This window comes from Aquimarina sp. MMG015 (genome assembly GCF_018100855.1).
GTDB lineage: Bacteria > Bacteroidota > Bacteroidia > Flavobacteriales > Flavobacteriaceae > Aquimarina > Aquimarina latercula.
In genome coordinates this window covers 162,289-182,734 of the sequence record NZ_JAGJEB010000007.1, presented here as the reverse complement: position 1 = coordinate 182,734, position 20,446 = coordinate 162,289, and the positions used below count along the sequence as shown (strand labels likewise).

Sequence of the window (20,446 nt, the reverse complement as noted above, 5' to 3'; positions counted from 1 at the left end):
ACAATTATTCTTTTTAGGTTCTATAGATTAGTGCTTTTGCGAGTATTATTGTTACCTAATTAACTCTATTTTTTCCATATTATTCCTTGTTTTCGATAAGTTGCGCTATTTTTCGTTTAATAACAGATTGTCTTACATTTTACTTACAGTTTATGACTACGGTTTTTAATTGATTTACAATGTCTCTTATAATATGGTAATCATGATTGTTTAGTTTAACAAACTATACATCAAATAAAAAGCATACTGATCATTTAGCTTAATTTCTAGAGTATTATCTTCGGGAGTTTAGGGTTAACTTGTTTTTATTGGTATTTATTCAAAAGCCCAAAATCAAATGGCGTCCAAAGACAAGATTTCAACCCACTTTCTTTAAATCCAGTGTTTACCCAGCTATTACAAGTCTTAAAACAAGAGTAACTTCCTTTAGATTTATAAAAGTCATCCTTAGAAGAATACCCTTTATTTTTTAATAAAATTTTCATTCCTTTTTCATTTCTCTCAAAGGTATTTAATAAATAAGTATTCAATTTTTGCAATTCAATCTCATTTATTTTTATTTCAACCCAATCTGAATGTTTTTGTTTATATCGAGTTACATGCATTAATGTCGAACTTTTCAAAAACATTGCTTTGAATGCATTGTTAAAAGTCAAATCTCCCCATGTTAGTGTATTAATATAAAAGTTTTCATCTCCCCAACCGAATGATATGTATTTTTCTAGATTCTCATATTTGATGCCTGATAAGAGCATACTATCTATATCTTTTTCTGGTAATATAATATCTAAATGAACTCCGTTTGTACTTAAGTAAATAGATTTACTTAAATCGTTATTACTTGTTTTTGAGTTGATTGTTATAGCAGATAGAATCAATGATATTATTAAATAGGAAATTGGAATTAGTAAAATAAATAAAAGCCATTTTAATAATTTTTTTACAATCTTCATATTTTATTAAATCAAGCTTCTATTTAACAGTGATACAAAACCATAATGATGTATAAGTAATATTGTGAGATATTCTAGTTAGGGATCCTTATTATTTCAGAACTAACCCATTTTAATTTTCCATTATTTGAATAAAAAATAAATTTTCCGTCTTTAGAAAGTGATGGCGCAAAATCCTGATTTGTGATGTTAATTTGATCTCCCAAATTTTGAGGTTCTGTCCAATTATTTTTTTTATTTCTATAACTATAATAAAGACTGCTATTACCATTTTCGTTGATTGAGAAAATTATAAAACTTTCATCTTTTGAAATATATGGGTCAAATTCATATTTTTCTGTACTCAATGGTCGACCTACATTCTTCGGTTCCGAAAACGTATTATTGTCTAATACTTTTACAGTGTAAATATCAAAAGAACCTTGACCATCAGCTCTGTTAGATGAGAAAAAAGCATTTCCTTTATCTGAAATCGAGAAGAAATATTCATCAAATTCTTTTGAATTTATAGGTTCAGGAAGTGGCTTGGGTTTTCCCCACATACCATTTTCATTATTAGCATACCAGATATTCCAATCCGTGTTTTCATCATTTTGGCTGGTTGGTCTTTCAGAAATAAAATATATTCTATCCCTTTTTTTAGTCAAAAAAGGATCAGCGTCACTATACTTTGGATCCGAAAAAGATGCAATTTTTGGTTCACTCCATTTTCCATTATTTTTTTTTGATATGTAGATGTTTTCTTTTGAATCAATAGTGGTGAAATAGATCTCATCACATTTTTTAATTTCAACGTTAAATTTAAAGCTCCCTTTTAAATTTAATATTTCAGGATTAAAATCTTGCGGAATTGTTTTGGGTTTAGATAAACCAAAGTAATTGCAGTCATTATCTTGTGCAATTGATGCACTACATATTATAATACAGGAGAAAGTGAAAATTATTTTTTTCAAAATAGATGATTTCATAATATGCTTAAAGATTAATTAGTAATTTATTTCTTTTCAAGGTTTTGCGTTACACAACGAATTGTATATAAAACTTGATGTACAATTTAAACTTTTTCTTGTTTGTCTACTAATTCTAATTGATTTCTATACTTTATGATTTGTATTTTGATATTACTTTTTATTATAACAATCATCTCTATTACATACTTTAAGTTGCATTAGCTGATTTAATTAATTCTATACTTTTTTCTGTATTCCGTAGGACTGACACCTTCTTTCTTTTTGAATAGTCGTGAAAAATAAGGTGGGTATTCGAACCTCAATTCATAGGCTACTTCTGAAATGGTTTTGCTAGGGTTCAGCAAAATATTTTTAGCTTCATTGATTAGGTATAAGTGTAAATGTTCGGTAGAAGTTTTTCCTGTTTCTTTTTTTAACGTATCACTTAGATATCTCTGCGAAACTGAGAGTTTATTGGCAATTTGTAAAATGCTAGGGATTCCATTTTTTTGCAATTGTTCTGAATCAAAATAGCTTTCCAGTTGTTTATTAAATTGTTCTAGGAGATGGTTAGAAAAATCTTTTCGATTGATAAATTGTCGCTCGTAAAAGCGATTGGTATATTTAAAAAGAGTATTTAGTTGGGAAATGATGATGTCTTTACTAAATCTATCTTGATTATTTTGGTATTCTATATCAATACTTTTTACAATGTCTTCGATCAACTTTTCCTCTTTGGGTGATAGGTGTAACGCTTCATTGACTGAGTATGAAAAGAATCCATATTTTTTGATCTGATGTGCTAATTCAGTTCCTTTCAGAAAATCTTCATGAAAGTTGATGGAAAATCCTTTTTGTTCAAAAATCATGTTGTTATCCCATTGTAATACTTGTCTTGGTGAGATGAAAAATAGAGCACCATTGGTGAAATCATATTTGGTACGCCCATATGTTAAACTTCCTTTTACAATTTTTTTTAAACTAATAGAATAACAATCATTGGTAATTGGAGGAGAACTCTTTTTAGTGCACGGCAAAAAATTATTTCCAATAGAAGAAAAAACACTTAGCATAGGATGTTCTGGTCTAGGCAGTTCCAGATATTCTAGATAAGCTGATAATGTTTTAAAATGTTTCATCTTATTTTTTCAATTCTTTTTCTACTGCTAATAGTTGTTTCTGGTAAACATCAATTCTCGCATGGGCAGTGCCGTCAATCAATAAAATAACAACTAACATGGCAATGGTGGTAATCATACTAGCACGCCAAATGGGTGTATTAATAAATAAAATGAAGAGGGCACAAGCTGCTATAATTATGGGAACAGCAGTAAAAACAACGTTTTTATATTCGTTTAAAGTGCTTTGGGTACGTTGGAGTTCTGAAGTAACAAAAGTTGTAGTATCGCTATTGTAGGCTTTTTTAAATTCTGTAATTCTTGATTTATTAGTAAAAAATAACCCTAACCCAATAATTACCAATAATGAGCCGGCTACCACTGTTGGAATTATGTAAGCTCTTGCCATGTCGGTTTTTCCCAATTGCCAAAAACCTAAGCTTGCAGCTATAAATATTACTCCGAAAAGAATGAAAAATGGTGTCGAAAAAAGTTCAGCTTTTGCCCAGTCTGTTGATGTTTTTAGAATATCCATGTTTTATTTTTTTTTCAATTATATAGTTTATAAATTCCATTTTAACCCTATCGCTTTTTCAGACACTTCCCATAACTTTTTTGCTACAGTTTTATCTTTTGCGTGTGGTTCTAACGAACATTCGCCAACAGGACCTTTAAAATAACCTCTTCCTGTAGGTCCGTAAAATCCTTTTTGATCTAAATCATCTTCTGTGGCGCACATTAACTCGGGATACGAACCTTTTTCTGCAGATTGTACCATTGGAGTCAACTTCATTATTTGCCACACGAATCTAGTAACTAGACTACCACTAGTTTTGATTAATGATGTTCTGGAAGCTCCTGGATGACAAGCATACGCTTTAACATCGGTCTTGCCTGCTTTTTTCAATCGATCTTGTAATTCGTAGACGCACATAATTTGCGCCAATTTACTTTGGCTATATACTCCATTAGGACTGTAATTTTGATCCCAATTCATATCGTCGAATTGTATGGTTTTAATCCCTAAGTTATATCCCATACTACCTACAGTCACAATACGTCCTTTAGATTCTTCAATTCTTGGATAAAGTAACGCTTGTAGTAAAAAGTTACCATAGTGGTTTACACCTAACTGACTTTCAAAACCATCAACGGTTAAGGTTTGTTTTGGTACTTGAGCAATGGCCGCGTTGCACATTAACGCATCGATTCGCGGAACTGTCTTAAGAACTTCTTCTGCTGCTTTTTTTACCGAAGCTTGTTCTGCCAAATCCATACGTATATTGGATACATCTATAGTATCACTAAGTTCTTGTTTTAATGTTGCGATAGTGTCCTCTGATTTTTTTGGATTACGATTAAGCATTACTACTTTTGCTCCTTTGGATAACAATATTTTTGCTGCTTCATATCCCGTACCACTTGTAGTACCCGTGATAACAAATGTTTTATCTTTAAGTGATGTGATTCTATCAGGGGTCCATCCCTTTTTTCCAAATTGGTTTTTGATACTCATGTTGATCTTTTTTTTATTTAAAATAATAGAGCAAAGATCAGTACAATGATGTGTTGGAATCTTATACGGAATTTCGAAATACGTATACTTTTTGGTTTTCTTTAATTATACAACGGATTAACTTAAAAATAGTAGTAGATTTTAGTAATCGAACTATTCTGATTAAACATTGTTTTATACTTTATTGTGGTATGTTGTTTATAAGTTATTTCGAGACAGCTATAAACCGCTTTTTAGATAGATTTAGATGCTTTTATTTTTTCTAATCCAATCCATTCGTGTTTAATATTCTTCATTAAAAGTGCATTGTCGAATTTTATAGAATCTTTTGGAAAAATAGTTTTATTCTCAAAAAAACTAGAGTGAACTTTTTTTACATTTAAGAGGGATACTTTCCAGTTATATGCTTTAAGCTCTAATCCGTCAAAGTCATTTTTGTCAGGAGAATAACCAATTGATCCATTTTCAAAAAAATCTGAGACGCAATTTAGATTATCAAATACACTTTCTTCGTTCCAATTGTCTGTTTCACTTGCTTCAATTGATAAAGAGGTATCGTCATCACTAATAAATGCTACATCATAATTTCCGTCTGATTCATTAACCGTAAATTCAGCAAGATGATGAACACCCGGAAAAATAGTACCTCCGGCTAAAGAGTTTACTTTAGAAGAAGTATCTCTTCTTGGAATGTAAACACCTTCTTTTACTTTTCCGTTTTCATTCCATTCAACTGCAATCCTATGAGCTCCATTTTCTGAGGAAATTCCTATTTGTTTTGGTAATCCTTTAGGTCTGATTTCTTTTAGTCTAATTAAACATATTCCAGCAATACCTTTTCCATTAATAAGTTTGGGTCTAAAAGGTTTCGGTAAATAATTTTCCAAGATCTCCTTGTCAACTTGATAATTGATAAGAATGCGCCTGTCGATTATTCCTTTTATTTTCGGGATTTTCATTTTCTATGGTTATAGCTAATATCAGTTTTTATTTCTTTTCTTTTCGCAAAATCTTCTCCATTTTGCGACCTCTCGCTAATTCATCAATCAGCTTTTCCATGCGCCTACATTGCTTATATAATTCAAACTCATCCTCTATTTCTTCAATTCGATAACCACAAACGACTCCTTTAATCAAGTGTGCGTTTGAATTTATTTTAGCTTTTTGAAAAAATGTTCTAAAGGTTACTTTTTCATTAATAAGCATTTGTAAAGCATCATCATCAAAACCAGTAAACCACTTAATTACTTGGTCGAGTTCTTCTTTTGTTCTACCATTTTTTTCCAACCTATTAAGGTAAAGTGGGTAAATGGACGCAAATATCATATTGGCAACCTTTTCATTTTTTTCGACAGTAACTTTCATTTTTATTTGATTTTAAATTAATTGGTACTAACGTGTGAGTATAAAATGTGATTTAATAGATTTTTGAATAGTGTTGGCTTACAATTGTTATTAATTTCTACAAGCACATTCATGATGTTCATTTAAATATGCGATTGTTTCCATACTCAGTTTTTCAACAATTGAGATATTTAAATCAGCTAGTTTTTTAAAATAAATACAAGCTTTCCCCATTTTAAATTTCCCTAAATCCGTCAGGAGAGCATCATTTTTTTCTGTATTTGAATAAATATAGAGTGAAAATTGTGTTTTACGCGGTGAGAATCCTAGCAAAGGAGCATCACCTTCATGACCACTTGCATATTTATAGTGATAGCTTCCAAAACCTATTATAGTTGGTCCCCACATCTTAGGTTCAAAACCTGACCATTCACTCATTAATTCTATTAATCTATGACTATCAGCTTTCTTTTGATCGTTATCTACATATGATTCAATAAAATCGTAGACGTTTACTTCTGTTTCTGTGGTTTTATTTTTAGCCATTTTCTTAATTATTTTAAGTTGCTTCGAAATGTCTACCCAAAATGATCGTATAGTTACTATTTCGCTACTTATAATTAATTATAAATACTTACAACCCTTTGTTTATCAGTGTTAGTTTTATTCTTTAGGTTTTTATATTTCTAATTTAATAATTAATTCTGTAGTATCAAGTAACAGTTTTTCTTTGGGTAATCCAGTTTGTTACAATGGGCCATATTTCTTTTTTTGAGTTTTGAGATTTTAAAATACGACTATGATTATAGTTTTCTAAATTTCCATTTTCTTTTGAGAAGAAAAGAAGTTTGTTCTGTTTGTTATCAAATGCATTGAGAAACTTTTCACAACCTTTCCTTGGCGCTATAAAGTCATCACCTTGTGCACAAATTGATAAAATTGGCACATTGATACTATTCATCCTTTTTAAGTAATCAAAGCCGTTTGCTCCAATAAAGTTCTTTTTTAAATTCCAATCAAACCATTGTTTCATGGTATAATAACTTTCGCTTTGTTCTGTAGAACCTGCAGCTTTCGAAGGAACTTTTCCCAATAAAGCGGTTATATATTTGCTTAATACTATTTTTATTTTACTATTCAATGTCTCTCCAGCTCCGAATGCTTGTACAGCAAATAAAGTAATACTATTAATCATTGGGTTATAACTCGGGTTGTTAATCAAAAACATTGTTAAGATAATACCACCACCACTATGAGTTAAACAATCTATTTTTTTTATGTTTTGGATATTGAAAAGAAAATTGAATGTTGATTTAATGTCAAATTTTGCAATGGTTTCAAAATTAAATTCTTTTTTGGTTTTTGAACTTTTTCCATGATTTCTCCACTCCATTATCCAACAGGTAAATCCTTTTTCAATTAAATATGATGTTATACCGTCACATATTTTTCTATTAGAAAATGTCCCGTGAGTTAAAAATATATGTTTACCAGATATATTATTAGAACTCAATTTCCAAAGAGCTATGAGTTCATTGTCATCAGTTTTGATATGATAAAGATGTTCTTTGAGCACTGGTTTATTAAATGTTCTTTAGATATATAGTTTATAAGAGGGGTATTATTTTAATCATATAAATTTAAAAATATAAGCTAATAATGCCATTAGCATCATGTAAGTAATATTACCTAATACATATGCTAAAAGTGATTTTAGATAATTTATGATCCGATTCTCTCCGTAAAATTGGCCAATTCCCCAAACGATGTAAACAAAATACATAATAATACCAATTACTCCTATAATTGGACTTTTTAAAATTGTCGTTAAAAGAATAAAAGTTCCTAAAATAATAAAGGATTCCCCTAAAATGAATGATAGAAGAACTAGTATTTCATAGAAATTGTAATTCGATTTTCGGTATAATAACTTTATCCATAATCCAATAAAAACACCCATTGCAAGTTGAGAATATCCAATGTTGTTTTGAGTCCAATCTCCAATTTCCTTGGACCGGATCTTTCCACTGAAACCTCGAACTTTATCAATGTTAAAAAGACTAAAATTTATATCTAATGAATTTATAATAAATGTAAAAATCACAGAAGTGAGAATTAAGAATAGCATCGGTTTTACATACTTTTCTCTATTTTCATGTATAAATTCTCGAACAGATTGCCCTGGTTTAATCAAGAGGTTTTTTACGGTTAATAAAAACCCTTTTTCTAAATTAAGTATACTTTGAATTTCGGCATATAAATAGTGTTTATCAATTCTTTTTAACTTGGAATTCGCTTTATCCTTTTGTTCTATGTTTTTATTAGATTTTTTAAACATTATATTCTTCGAATAATCAGAATCTTGTGTTTCATTAACAGTACGTATAACGACTACGATCTACTGATGGTGATTACGATTTATTACAAAATATAATGTTTATTTTTTTATCAATTTACGAGTAACTAATTTGTTTTTATTTAAACGTAAAAAATACACACCATTTGATAAGTCAGAAATATTTAACTGAGAATCTTGAGATACAGATAATTCTTTGATTAATTGGCCGTTAATATCAAAAATTTCAAGTTCTGCACTATCATATTTTTTTAATTTTATTGTAATAATATCGGATGCCGGATTTGGATAGATTGAGAAATTGTCTGTAATCGAAAAATCATCAACATTAAGTGTGTTGTTTAAAGATATTGTCTGTAGTAGGTTATTGTAGCCTGTTTCAGATTGCCAAGTATTTGTGTTTGCAAGTTGAATACTATAATCAGAATTAGATGCTAATGATGCTTCAGTATCAGGCATCCAAAGATATAATTGAAATGTTCCGGTTAACCCTAAATCAAAATTTTGTGTTATTGAAACAGAAGATTCCCAAGTTCTAATATCTGTGTCGATCACTTCTGTAATGATTTCATCTGTAGCTGTATTTTTCAAAATTAGATATACAGTTCTTTTTTTAAAAGGTCTTGCGAAACCGACATTTGTGATATCTAAACTTAGGTCAAAATCACTATTGTTAGTCGTTATCGTTGATGAATTTAAAACAAATCTGTATCCGACGTTTTTTACAATATCATCATAATGACCAGAGTTGATTGCCTGAGTCCAAAAGGGTGTATAGTAATCTCTGTTTATGGTTGTCCAATTGGTTAAATTTAATTCATTTAAAGCATTAGCGCCGCTCGTTCTAAAACCATTATCGCAAGTATTTATACCATTAGTCTCTCCCGTCATTGGTAAATACTTGGTTTCGTTAGAAATATAAGAGTAATCAATTGCTCCAACAGGATTTTCGCATTGCGATGACACTCCGTAGGTTCCTTGATCACCAAAATCATTTAAGAACGCATCATTATAAAATCCAATTCTAGCATTTTCGTTATTTTGATAGGCGGTTTGTTCATTTAGTTGCGTATCACCATACATCGTAGTTTTAATAGCGGCATATCTAACTTGGATGGGAACTTCTATTGGTGTAGCTGCTAACATTGCATCTACTATTTCTTTGCGATTAGCCCATTGAGTTTCTGAGATACTACCATCGGTACCAAATTCTGTAGAGTTTGTATAATACCATTCTCCCCAAGTACCAATAAAACCCGCTTGAACAGAAAAAATAACATCTTTATTGGTGTTTAATACTGTAGAAAGTTGAGAAATATGCGTTAATATTTGTGATTTGGTTGGTTGCTGTGCCGAAGTTCCTTGTGAATTAGAATAAGAAAATCTCACAATTATTTTAAGACCAGCAGTTCTTACATTATCAAAATCCCCCTGTATATTATCTAAAAAAGTAGTGTTAATATCTGAATTTAAGAATGCATCTAAAAGAAAATAACGGTATACAACAGTTACTTTGTCCGTACTTGTCTTCCAATTATTTAAAGTGCTAACAGATAAGTTGCTAAAATCCGCAGTCGTTGCGTACTCACTGGATGTAATAGAATATTTTTGTAATCCCCTTTCAGGGTTTGCTATAATATCTGTAGACGCTGTATAGTTAATCGATTGCCCTAATACTAATGTACAATTAAATAAGAGTAGCACGAATGCAATTATATTTTTTAAGAGACTAGTCATATTGTAGGTTTTCATAATGGTTAAATTTATCTTTTTAAATAGTCAAAATAAATTCTAACATCTTGGTTGGGTTAGAATGGGAATTAAAACTAATGAACTTCCGATTAAGTTTATATTTTGTTTCTATTTAAAAAACGTACACTTAGCTAGTACAGTATACGTTTTTTAAAAAAAAATCATTATTATTTTTTAGGAAATAGAACCTTTTAGAACAATTATTATCAAAAGTGATTAGTTTTATCTATTGGGCTTACGGGAAGTTACTTGTTGATTGAATCTAGTTTGATCATTTGATTTACGCCCATATATAAAACAATTAACGCAATAATACTGATTATTAAGTTCCCTGTTTTGGTAATTTGAAAAGGATTAAATGTAACGAGTAGTATGCTAACAAGCACCCAGATATAATCTTGTGTTATAATCCAAATGATTGCTGATTTTCGTTGCTTCTTGATTTCGAACCAGATGGTCAAAGCAAAGTAAATCAATACGATTCCCACTATCCAAAAAACGGTAGTGTTACTGGTACCGAATAGTTTTGCAATTTGTTGATTTAATATAATCAAAATAATGCCTGATGTACTCGAGAAAAAGGCATTGATTCTTAAGGCATTTTGTAGCTTGTTCATTTGAATGAGATTTTGTTTTAGCAAATTTCTATAAACAAAGTTTAATCTCTCTTGACAAATGATAGTTAATTGATTCTTCTTAACCTACTTAATGATTCTGGAGTAATTCCTAACATAGATGCTATATATTGTAATGGAACATTTTTAAAAAGGTCTGGTTCTTCACTTAGTAAACTTCTAAATCGTTGTTTTGCGGTAGTATGTAATTGAGCAAACATGTTTTTTTCTAATAATGCAAAAGAATGTGCCAAGAGCATATTATCAAACTCTAACCATTTAGGCACGGTTTTATTCAGTTTAAAATGATTTTCTCGGTTAATTACATACAGTTTGCAGTCCGTAATTGCTTGTATGTTCCAGTTATTCGTTGTTTGGAAAATAAAGCTTGAAAGCGAAGTGATAAATTTATCACTACTACCAATCCATAGTGTTATTTCTTTTCCATCTGCGATGTCATACATTCTTAGATAACCAGATTCGATGAAAGCCATATGTCGACAAACCCTTCCCGATTTTAGAAAAAATTCTCCTTTTGTAATTTCTAATGGTTCAAAAACTGAAAGAATAGTATCCATTGAGTTTTTCTCAATAGTTATTTGACTTAGAATGCAGTTTTTTAATTTTTCCATTTTGTTTAATGACTAGTAATATCAAATATATACATTAGTGTAAGATAAATGTTGTTAAACTTCTAATGTGTGATAGCTTTTTCTTAATACATGGCCAGATCATTATTTATGTAAATTGATGTTTCATTACAATCACATGTTGCATTAGCTTGTGTTTTGTTGTCTAAAAACACATAAGACGGTTTTATTAATTAGTAAAACCTTAAAGAATATTTATAAACCGCCTTATGTTTCTATAGTATATCTGCTAACTTTATTAGTTATTAATGATTGCAGGTAATATGTATTCTTTCATTATTTTGTCTGCATTAGGATGTGCGTTAGGATTATTATATGCAGAAGAAGTTATAACTATTACATAAGGAATGTCTTTACATATAAAAATTTTGTTTCCGCCTCTACCACTACAAAAAGAAACCTCATAGTCTTTTCCATTAACATTATATGTTTTATTCCAGAAAAGGTACCCATAATAACCATCTTTTATACCTGCAGCTGCTTGTGACACTTGTTTTGATAAACTTTTCTCTACCCACTTTTTGGTTATAATTTGTTTACCATTCCATGTACCTTTGTTTTTGTATAATTGTCCATATTTTGCAAAGTCAATGGCTCGTAGTTGTATTCCTCCCGCGGTATTACCAACTTTTTGAGGAGTATATTGCCATTTATAATTAGTGATATTAAGTGGTTTAAAAAGTTTTTTATCCGCATAAGAAACTAATCCATCAGGAACAGATTTATGAATGATATCACCCAGAATAACTACTCCTGCGGTAAAGTAAGTGAAATCGGTTTCTATTTTTTTACTTTTTTCCATGGGTAAATCCAAAGAGAATTTAACCCAGTTATCTGTTGGATACATGTTTTCTTCATTTCCGGGACTACTATAATCGTTATCATCTCCAAGAAATCCTGAACTCATTGTTAGAAGAGATTTTAAGGTTACTGAATCTTTCTTTTTACTATAATTTTTAAAGGATTTTAAATTGTAAAAATCTTTTAGAAAAACCTTCTCATTGTTTATGAAATCATCTTGTATAGCAATTCCTAACATTGTAGAAGCAAATGATTTTCCTACAGATCTAGAATCGTGTAGACTATTTCTATGTTCGCCATTAAAATATTCTTCTATTAGAAGTTTATTTTCTTTTATAACTATGATTCCATTAATGTTTTCGAATCTGTTTTCAGCAATTTTTCTATTTAACGCTTCTATTTTGCGATTATCGAAACTATCTTTCGATATTTCCCAACCACTATTTGATTGGATTTTTTGAACAGGTATTAGGTTTTCATCTACTTGGATTTTAGCTACTTTAATGGAGATAGTCCCTTTAGCTAAAACAGCACCTACTTTTACTGTTTCCTGTTTTAAATAAGGTCTTACCTCGATTGTTAAGGAATGATTGCCTTCTGTCAATATATCTTGTCCACCACTTAATTTCATGAACCTTAACCACGTGAACCAACCCCAAAAATCAATCTGTTTAGGATAGAGTAAGGGAACCATATATTTAAGTTTGGTTGTTTTAGCATCTATAGTTCCTGCACCTTTATTTAGATTTTCTACGTGAACTTTTTTACCATTGACTAAGAATGAAAATTGAAAATTCCCTTTGTTTAATAATTGATCTTGGGATAGGGTAGGAGCTAATAATTTAAGGCTCTCTATAAGCGGTTGTTCTAAAGTAAAATGAATGTTCAGAAAAGCATCCTTGTTTAATGTAAAACTTTTGATATAATTATCTGATGTAGGGAGACTTTTTTTGAAGTCAACTTTAGAAAAATGTAGCTTTTCAGTTTCTCTTGTTTGAGAATTTTCTGGAGTTGAACTTTTACTAGTATTACAAGCTATTAGTAAGCAAATAATAAGTACTAAATAATTTGATTTCATTTTTGATTTTATATTTGATTGATAATTGAATTATTCCACAAACATAGACTTATCGGGACTTCCAAAAGCTCCATATTATATATTGGGACTCATTTAAGAATGACCAGCATTGTTTTTTATTGATTTCTTATACTGTAGAGGGGTAACTCCCTTGATATTTTTAAATACTCTATTAAAAGTTGTTTTTGAATTAAAGCCACATTCAAAAGATAAACCTAATAACGTTATGTGATCATAGTCATCACTATTCAATTTTTTTATGATAGCGTTTACACGATATTCATTTATAAAATCGGAGAAATTTTTGTCTAAACCATCATTGATCACTTTAGATAAAATATTGGGATGCATATCCAGATTTTCAGCTAAGGATTTTAATGTCAATTCTGAATTTAGGTAAAAACGATTGGTTATCATTTGCTCTTTTAACCAAGATGCTTTTTTAAAGATTTCTTCGGATGGCTTTTCTTTCTTATTATTATTCCTATTGGTTTCCAATAAAATTACTTCTGGTCTTAAAAAAGCTTCAGCACTAATCCAAATAGTAACAATTGATAATAACACGTAAATTGGATAATAATCAGCTAGTCCTAACTGGAAATTAAATAGTACATAATCTATAATAGTGTAAGGTGTCCATAAGAACCAAAGTATGGCAAATATGATAATTAATCGATATAGCCACCTTAAGCTATATGCATCATTATTGCTGTAATTTTTGTTTAACCATCTATGATAAGTTCTAATTTCTTTTAGTGCATATATACAGTAAGTAACAATAGATACAATAGCAAGAAACTGTACAATAGGCATTAATTGAAGATATGTAATCGTCTCAATACCAATGGTGTTATTTATTAGTGCATCACGACTAATTACAAAATGTATAATGAGTTCTATAACTAAAGGAAAAAAATGAAGGATATCTTTTTGAGAAAGACGATAATTAAAGTTGGTTATTTTTTTTACATATAGATATAATAATGGTCCTAGAGCTAGAGAGTACTGTAATGGTATTAAATAAAAATTTGGGAGATAGTTGGTTATCTGAAAATCTAAACTTAATATCCAAATATTCCATAAAACAATGATAAACGTAAGTAACCCAAGTAATACATTGGCTTTTTTGTTTATCCGCTTAGTAAGAATTAATAGTAGTCCAAACGTAGTTCCTATAAATACAGATGCTATTATAAGAAGATTAAAAATATTTAAATTGAATTCACACATTAATTGTATTCCGTATCTGATATTTTAGATTTAGATTTTGATTGTATTTTAATATACGTCTTACGATGCGGTGTAATGTTACTTGATTTATTAACTTTTATGGATATTACTGATGGTTACCATTGCAATGTAACCAAATTAGAGAACTATTGGTTCAAATTCTAATTGCTATACCACCTAATGATAATTAATTATCAATAGGCTCTGTATATCTTACAATATCAATTCCAATACCGTTTGGATCTTGTATAGCAAAATGTCTTTCGCCCCAAGGTTCATCTCTTAAATCTACTTTTATTTCCACTCCTTTGTTTTTTATCTCAGCGTAAAAGGTATCTACATCCTCGACTTCAATTGTTAGATACATTCCTTCTCCTAGAAAAGGTTTATGAAAAAAGGATTGTTGAGTTGGATGATTTGGTAATAAAAAACTCAAAGTGTCTCTTTCATTGGGAGTCTTGAGCAGAAGATAAAACTCATTCTCAAACTTTATTTGGAAGCCTAAATTTTTAGTATAGAAAGATTTTGTTTCATTGAGTTTTTTAGTCAGAATCCCAGCATTTAGTCTCATAATGAGTTATAATTTTGTATGATTATATTGTACTTTATAAATTGATATTATAATTGAGTTATATCCTATTGGGGACTAATATCTTTTAGAAAATAGTATGGTTTCTAAGGTATCAAAAATTGATGACACAGAGAATTATATCGTTAGCTTTCATTTTTTAATTTAATGGAAATGTAATACCTAGGGTAAATGCTCCAACGTATTGCGCAACGGATGGTTGAAAATAATAGGCAAAGCCTAAATCTACATTATGGTTTTTTCCTAGCTCTAATCCAAATGAGAAAGGAATGTGATAAATCACTCCACTTTTATCAATATTATCAAATGCTGTTACTGTTTCAAATTTCCCGATAGAAGTTCCTATCCCAATTTCGGCATAAGGTGCTACCCAAGGAATTGGTGCTCTCAATCTTGCTTTTCCACCTAGTAAAAAAGCTTTTGTCTCGGCTTTTTCATCGGTTGGGTTATCATTTATATCTTTTCCATTAGAACTAGTTGTTATAAAGCCTGCATAAGGTTTGAACTCAACCCAGGAAGTAATTTTAAGTACAAATTCTCCTTGTATAAAAAAACCATTATTAACAACTTGATCAACACTATTATAGGGAGCACTTAATCCGTAACCAATTTGAGCATTGATAGATTTTTGTTTTATAAACTGTGCCTGTACTAAGTTAGAAGTTAGAACTATGATTAGCAGTATGATTGTATTTTTCATGAGATATAACAAGGTTTATTGTAAGTAGCTTTATAGCTAAAAATGTTACCCTGTTTTTTTATATTTATAATAAAAGATCAGATTTATTATAAACAGATTATACTTTAGGTATTTTTTATATTTCTTCTAAAGTGGATTTTCCTTTTGATTTATCTCCAGATGTCCATTCCCAAGTTTCATGAAGACGTATTTTTCCGTTAGTTAATATTTCTGGTTTCGAAAAACAGATTCCAGTCATTAACTCTTTGTTGTTATTTATTTGATGATAACGCATTTCGATATTTCCGTTTTCATCCACTAATCCAATTAGGTGTCCTTTTTTAATTTGACCACCACTATATTCCGAAGTTAAGATTGTACCTTCCTGTTTATATTTAAAAATTGTTTCTTCTGTTGTTTCCCCATTTTCTGAATTTTGTGTTGGACGAAATGACTTATTATGGTAGTTCATTTTCTCTATTCTTTTACTTAATTTTATAATCTTTAATTATGTTGCTAATACCTTGTTGATAAGAAGTTATTTTAAAATCAGGAAATCTATTTTTGAATTTAGAAGAATCAAAAATATTATCAATATTATACCTAGGTAATAACTCCTGAGTTTCTCTGATATTTTGATTAAAAAATGATGCTATTTTTAGAATAAATACTCCTAATATATTGTATGTTATTTTTCTATCTAATTGTAACGAGATTTGTTCTATGATTTCTTTGTATGTTAATCGATTTTCATCACACGGAAGGTGCCAGGTTTGACCATATGTATCTGGAGTATTCCCAATCAAAGCCATTGCTTTACTAGCATCAGGAGTATAAATAAAGGTCCTTAAGACATTATCTTTTAAAAATACTTTTGGTTTTTTATTGGCTTTTAGCGCATCAAAAATAAGTGTGTTCGTTATTCCTTTTGTTTTATCGGGGCCATAAAATTCAGGTGCTCTACATATTACTCCATTAATTTCTTTGTTATTAATCGCACTCAATAAAAGTTCTGCAGCTATTCTTTTTGCTTCACCTTTTTTACCTTTTGGTTGCAGGGGAGTATCTTCTTTTTGAATTTTGCTGTCTTGGGAATATGCATATGTATTGTCGAAGTATACAAGTTTACAGTTGTTTTTTTTGCAACCAGATATTACATTCTTCATGATGATAGGCCAATCTCTTAACCAAATCTTAGATCGGTATGGGAGCCCTACAGTTAGATACGCAATTTTGGCATTTTCTACAGCGTTATGAACATCTTTTGCTTGTAACAGATCACCTTTGAACAAAATATCATCTATATGTACTTTTTTGGGGTTCCGTCCAACTAGTTTAATTTCTTTCGTGTAATTGGATCGTAATGCTTTGGCCAATTCCTCTCCAATTATTCCATTTGCACCTAAAATTACCTGCATAGTAGTATTAATTTGCGTTCAATACTTTGTAAGATACTCTTTAAAATGTTAATTGATGATATAGGTAACGTTTGTAAAAGGTTTTGATAATCGTAATTGAACTAATTATTATTACATTTCATTACATTTCATTATGTTTTATTGATATAACTGGGGTTTTGTAATTCCCTTTTCAAGAAACATTTGTTTGTTCATTTCAAAATGCGACTTTGTCATTTCATTATAATATTTCTTTAAAGTTGGAAGAGAATATTCTTTTCTTATGCTATCTATATTTGTAGAATCTAGCAAACCATTTTTTGGTATCGCTTGTCCATTTTTATTGTATGTTAATTGGGTGCCAAAACGTTGAGGTTTATTTAGGTTCACTTGAATTCTATCCTCTAACATCGCGTAGTGATACTTGTCATTACTTCCGTTTTTAATTTCTTTCTCCATCGCTGTCAGCATTTCTTGCTGAAAAGGGATGTCGTTATCTGCATGTTGAATTGGAAGCCAAAAACTTGTCGATGCCTTTTGTCCAACTTTGCGTTCTCCGAGATAACCATATTTATTAAATAATTCTTTAATTTTTTGTTTATTTATTATTCCAATACTATCTCTTTGACGTTCAAAAATCTCCCAAGCTTTTTCGTAACCATGTTTTTCTCTTAATGCTGTAGGAGGTATACCGGCGTATTTTTGATCAAGAATATCAATAACATTAAGTTCTGATATGATCTGTTTCTTATCTTCTTCAGAGATACTTTTGTCTTGTGTACAATTAGTAAGCAATATGCTTATAATCAATAATAAAATTATTTTTCTCATAGTATACTAGAATTATAACTAAGGACTTTAGATAACATTATTAGTTACAGATATTAATAGAGAATATTGGTTGAGTACAACTTTAATAGTATAAAACAATAATTTTATTTAGGAGAGTTTTTATTTTTCCTGTTATTTGGGGTTTTTATTAGTTCTATGGTGAGTATTCGTTTTCCGGTTTGATTTGTGAAAAAATGTAAAAAAAATAGATGAGATTATTGTATAAAAGTAACCTTCGCAATTTTTCCGTTTTCTACTTCGTAAATCGCTACAGCTTTTCTCTTTTGACCATTCATAATCAGAAATTCTTCATCAATTACTTTATTACCATAAACAATCCGTTTTTTCACTTCACAATGTAAGTCTGGAGTTTGTTCAAAAAAAGAAGCATACCCTCTTTTTAATTTTTCTTTACCTTCATATATCAATTCATTTGGATAATTATACACTTTTATGTTATCCGAATATGTGTCTACAAAGCCATTAACATCTCGTTTGTTATAAGCATCTAGTTGTTTTTGTACAATTTGTTCTGGTGAAACATCTGATACTAAAGTGAGCATTGTTCCTATTTCGTTGGATTTAATTCTGCTAATATTAGCAATTTCGTTATCAAGAAATGTATGAAAGATACTCCAACGAGTATCCGTTTTAGGGTTGAACTTAAAAATAGTATTCCCTTTTGGCATTAGAATAGTTCCATTGATCAACCAACACATATCTTCAGCTTCAGGTATTGTGTTAATTATTTTTTCAGTTTCACCGGTAATTGGGTTTAACGACCTTATTTCCCATTCTTTATTTTCTTTACTAATATAACTAATCAGTGGCGTATTGGGTATTTTATGCAATGATCGGCCTATTTTTTTCTGAAAAGTCTTATTTACCTTTGTCTTTAGATTAGAAACCACTAATGATAATCCTCCATCTTCTAACACAGAAGAAACTAATGTGTTTTGGTTAAACCAAACGTGATAACCGATAATTAGATCTTTTATAAGAACGGTTGGCTTTCCATTTTTAAAGTCATATTGATATAATAACTGTGTGCCTGTCGTGTCTAATCTGATAGCGGATACTGCCTTTTGATTTGGAATTTTAGTAGGCGAATATTCGCTACCTATTGCTGTTTCAGAAATCCAATCTATCTTATTATCTCTAATATTATATTTGGCAATGTCGGTTTGTTTGTTTCTAGTAGAAGCAAAAAGTACAATATTATCATTGTAAAAGGAAGGCTGATTGTCATATCCTTCGTTATTAGAAATGTTTCGTTTGTTTTTTAGCTCTAATGTTTCTCCATTTACGAAAATATCAAACAAATAGACTTCAGTACTTGGTTGTGCGGATACTACAAAAACAAGTAATAGTAGTATGAATGAGAGATGTTTTTGCATCGGTTTTGTTTTCTAAAGTACACTGAATTATCAAGTATTTTCTTAAGTATTTGTTAAGAGTTTATAGTAATTGTTTTCTTGAACTATATAATCCAATGGCTGGACCAATTGCTAAAAATAGAAATAAATATATAGGATCAATTTTGGTAACTGCATATGAAAGTAACTGAATACTTATGATGGTAATAGCAAAACCTATACAATTAACAATAGTAAGTCCTGTTCCTCTTAATTCTGGAGGAGCTGCAGCCGCAACTAAAGTCGAAAATTGAGGAGAGTCTGAAATAACGACCATTCCCCAAAGACATAATAATCCTAAGAAGATTTCTGTGTTTAACTGGAATAATAGGGGAGAGGTAATACAAAATAGTCCAGAAATAATAAGTGAATATCGAGCTACTTTTCTACTACCCGTTTTTAAAGAAATATATCCGCCAATGATGCAAGAGAAAAAACCTACTGCGATAATGATAAATGACCAAAATGAAATGGGAATTCCTATTCTGTGTTGTTCTACATATGTTTTTAATAATATCGGAACAAACCCCCAAAAAGCATATAATTCCCACATATGCCCAAAATATCCTAAAGCAGCTTTTCTAAAACTAACAATCCCAAAAAGCTCTGTTATTACACCTAATTGAAGTTTAGAAACAGGTTTTCTATAAGGACCGTTAGGAACAAAAATAAAGATTAAAATTCCTCCAATAGCAGCTAAAAGGCTTGTAGATTGTATTACAATTTTATAATCGCTATTCCAAGAAAGTTCTTTTAACAAATGTGGTAACGCGGTTCCAAGAACTAGAGCACCTACTAAATATCCAAGGGCTTTTCCTAATCCATCCTTATAGTAGTCAGATGCTATTTTCATACCTACAGGATAGATTCCTGCAAGAAAGAAACCTGTACCAAATCTAGCTGTTAATACATTTAATACGGTAATATTAGGTATTAACAAGGCAATATTACAAAGTGCTCCTAGAATTGCCGAAATCATAAACACCTTAGAAGGAGGGAATCTATCGACTATAGTAAGTAAGGCAAAGGTTAGTGTACCAACAATGAATCCGAATTGTACAGTGGATAAAAGATATCCAAGAATATTAAATGCTACACTAAATTGAGCGGCAAAATCATCAATTACCGCATTACCTGCAAACCACAGTGAAGTACAGAAAAACTGCGCAATAA

The 20,446-nt window shown here is 30.1% G+C and carries 22 protein-coding genes; all 22 read right to left on the bottom strand.

Annotated elements, in window-relative coordinates:
* Positions 1 to 305: 305 nt before the first annotated feature.
* The 22 genes from J8L88_RS14915 to J8L88_RS14810 all read right to left on the bottom strand — a co-directional run bounded on the left by J8L88_RS14915 (position 306) and on the right by J8L88_RS14810 (position 20,444).
* Positions 306 to 953, bottom strand: a complete 648-nt coding sequence (locus J8L88_RS14915) for a DUF2459 domain-containing protein (RefSeq protein ID WP_211061126.1) — start codon at positions 951 to 953, stop codon at positions 306 to 308.
* Positions 954 to 1,027: 74 nt separating this feature from the next.
* Positions 1,028 to 1,906: a sialidase family protein gene (locus tag J8L88_RS14910; RefSeq protein ID WP_211061125.1), complete on the bottom strand. Its 879-nt coding sequence runs from the start codon at positions 1,904 to 1,906 to the stop codon at positions 1,028 to 1,030.
* Positions 1,907 to 2,130: 224 nt separating this feature from the next.
* Complete coding sequence (locus J8L88_RS14905; protein ID WP_211061124.1) at positions 2,131 to 3,042, bottom strand: AraC family transcriptional regulator; 912 nt, start codon at positions 3,040 to 3,042, stop codon at positions 2,131 to 2,133.
* 1 nt (position 3,043) lies between these two features.
* Positions 3,044 to 3,556, bottom strand: coding sequence for a hypothetical protein (locus J8L88_RS14900; RefSeq protein ID WP_211061123.1), 513 nt, complete (start codon positions 3,554 to 3,556; stop codon positions 3,044 to 3,046).
* Positions 3,557 to 3,583: 27 nt separating this feature from the next.
* On the bottom strand, positions 3,584 to 4,537 hold the full coding sequence (locus J8L88_RS14895) for an SDR family oxidoreductase (RefSeq protein WP_211061122.1): 954 nt from the start codon (positions 4,535 to 4,537) through the stop codon (positions 3,584 to 3,586).
* Positions 4,538 to 4,770: 233 nt separating this feature from the next.
* A complete protein-coding gene (locus tag J8L88_RS14890) occupies positions 4,771 to 5,496 on the bottom strand; it encodes a DUF2071 domain-containing protein (protein ID WP_211061121.1) in 726 nt (241 codons plus the stop codon).
* Positions 5,497 to 5,524: 28 nt separating this feature from the next.
* A complete protein-coding gene (locus tag J8L88_RS14885; protein WP_035084569.1) occupies positions 5,525 to 5,902 on the bottom strand; it encodes a DUF2200 domain-containing protein in 378 nt (125 codons plus the stop codon).
* Positions 5,903 to 5,992: 90 nt separating this feature from the next.
* Positions 5,993 to 6,427: a DUF1801 domain-containing protein gene (locus J8L88_RS14880; RefSeq protein ID WP_211061120.1), complete on the bottom strand. Its 435-nt coding sequence runs from the start codon at positions 6,425 to 6,427 to the stop codon at positions 5,993 to 5,995.
* A 166-nt stretch (positions 6,428 to 6,593) separates the two neighbouring features.
* Positions 6,594 to 7,457, bottom strand: coding sequence for an alpha/beta fold hydrolase (locus J8L88_RS14875; RefSeq protein WP_027392097.1), 864 nt, complete (start codon positions 7,455 to 7,457; stop codon positions 6,594 to 6,596).
* 54 nt (positions 7,458 to 7,511) lie between these two features.
* On the bottom strand, positions 7,512 to 8,219 hold the full coding sequence (locus J8L88_RS14870) for a DUF3667 domain-containing protein (RefSeq protein ID WP_211061119.1): 708 nt from the start codon (positions 8,217 to 8,219) through the stop codon (positions 7,512 to 7,514).
* Between the two features lie 99 nt (positions 8,220 to 8,318).
* A complete protein-coding gene (locus J8L88_RS14865; protein WP_211061118.1) occupies positions 8,319 to 9,989 on the bottom strand; it encodes a DUF4832 domain-containing protein in 1,671 nt (556 codons plus the stop codon).
* Positions 9,990 to 10,234: 245 nt separating this feature from the next.
* Entirely contained in the window at positions 10,235 to 10,606 is a 372-nt protein-coding gene (locus J8L88_RS14860; RefSeq protein ID WP_118385527.1) for a hypothetical protein, read from the bottom strand.
* Positions 10,607 to 10,671: 65 nt separating this feature from the next.
* Positions 10,672 to 11,235, bottom strand: coding sequence for a Crp/Fnr family transcriptional regulator (locus J8L88_RS14855; protein WP_211061117.1), 564 nt, complete (start codon positions 11,233 to 11,235; stop codon positions 10,672 to 10,674).
* Between the two features lie 256 nt (positions 11,236 to 11,491).
* Entirely contained in the window at positions 11,492 to 13,132 is a 1,641-nt protein-coding gene (locus J8L88_RS14850; protein WP_211061116.1) for a serine hydrolase, read from the bottom strand.
* Between the two features lie 93 nt (positions 13,133 to 13,225).
* A complete protein-coding gene (locus J8L88_RS14845) occupies positions 13,226 to 14,362 on the bottom strand; it encodes an AraC family transcriptional regulator (RefSeq protein ID WP_211061115.1) in 1,137 nt (378 codons plus the stop codon).
* Positions 14,363 to 14,549: 187 nt separating this feature from the next.
* Positions 14,550 to 14,933 carry a VOC family protein gene (locus J8L88_RS14840; RefSeq protein ID WP_211061114.1) on the bottom strand — a complete coding sequence of 128 codons (384 nt, stop codon included), beginning with the start codon at positions 14,931 to 14,933 and terminating at the stop codon, positions 14,550 to 14,552.
* A gap of 157 nt (positions 14,934 to 15,090) precedes the next feature.
* Positions 15,091 to 15,651, bottom strand: coding sequence for a hypothetical protein (locus tag J8L88_RS14835; RefSeq protein ID WP_027392089.1), 561 nt, complete (start codon positions 15,649 to 15,651; stop codon positions 15,091 to 15,093).
* 115 nt (positions 15,652 to 15,766) lie between these two features.
* A complete protein-coding gene (locus J8L88_RS14830; protein WP_211061113.1) occupies positions 15,767 to 16,102 on the bottom strand; it encodes a n-acetylglutamate synthase in 336 nt (111 codons plus the stop codon).
* Between the two features lie 13 nt (positions 16,103 to 16,115).
* Positions 16,116 to 17,048, bottom strand: coding sequence for an NAD-dependent epimerase/dehydratase family protein (locus tag J8L88_RS14825; RefSeq protein ID WP_211061112.1), 933 nt, complete (start codon positions 17,046 to 17,048; stop codon positions 16,116 to 16,118).
* A 138-nt stretch (positions 17,049 to 17,186) separates the two neighbouring features.
* Complete coding sequence (locus tag J8L88_RS14820) at positions 17,187 to 17,858, bottom strand: DUF6624 domain-containing protein (protein WP_211061111.1); 672 nt, start codon at positions 17,856 to 17,858, stop codon at positions 17,187 to 17,189.
* 215 nt (positions 17,859 to 18,073) lie between these two features.
* The gene (locus J8L88_RS14815) at positions 18,074 to 19,255 is read right to left on the bottom strand and encodes a nuclear transport factor 2 family protein (protein ID WP_118385537.1); all 1,182 of its coding nucleotides are present in this window, start codon (positions 19,253 to 19,255) and stop codon (positions 18,074 to 18,076) included.
* Positions 19,256 to 19,316: 61 nt separating this feature from the next.
* On the bottom strand, positions 19,317 to 20,444 hold the full coding sequence (locus tag J8L88_RS14810) for an MFS transporter (protein WP_371813675.1): 1,128 nt from the start codon (positions 20,442 to 20,444) through the stop codon (positions 19,317 to 19,319).
* Positions 20,445 to 20,446 lie beyond the last annotated feature (2 nt).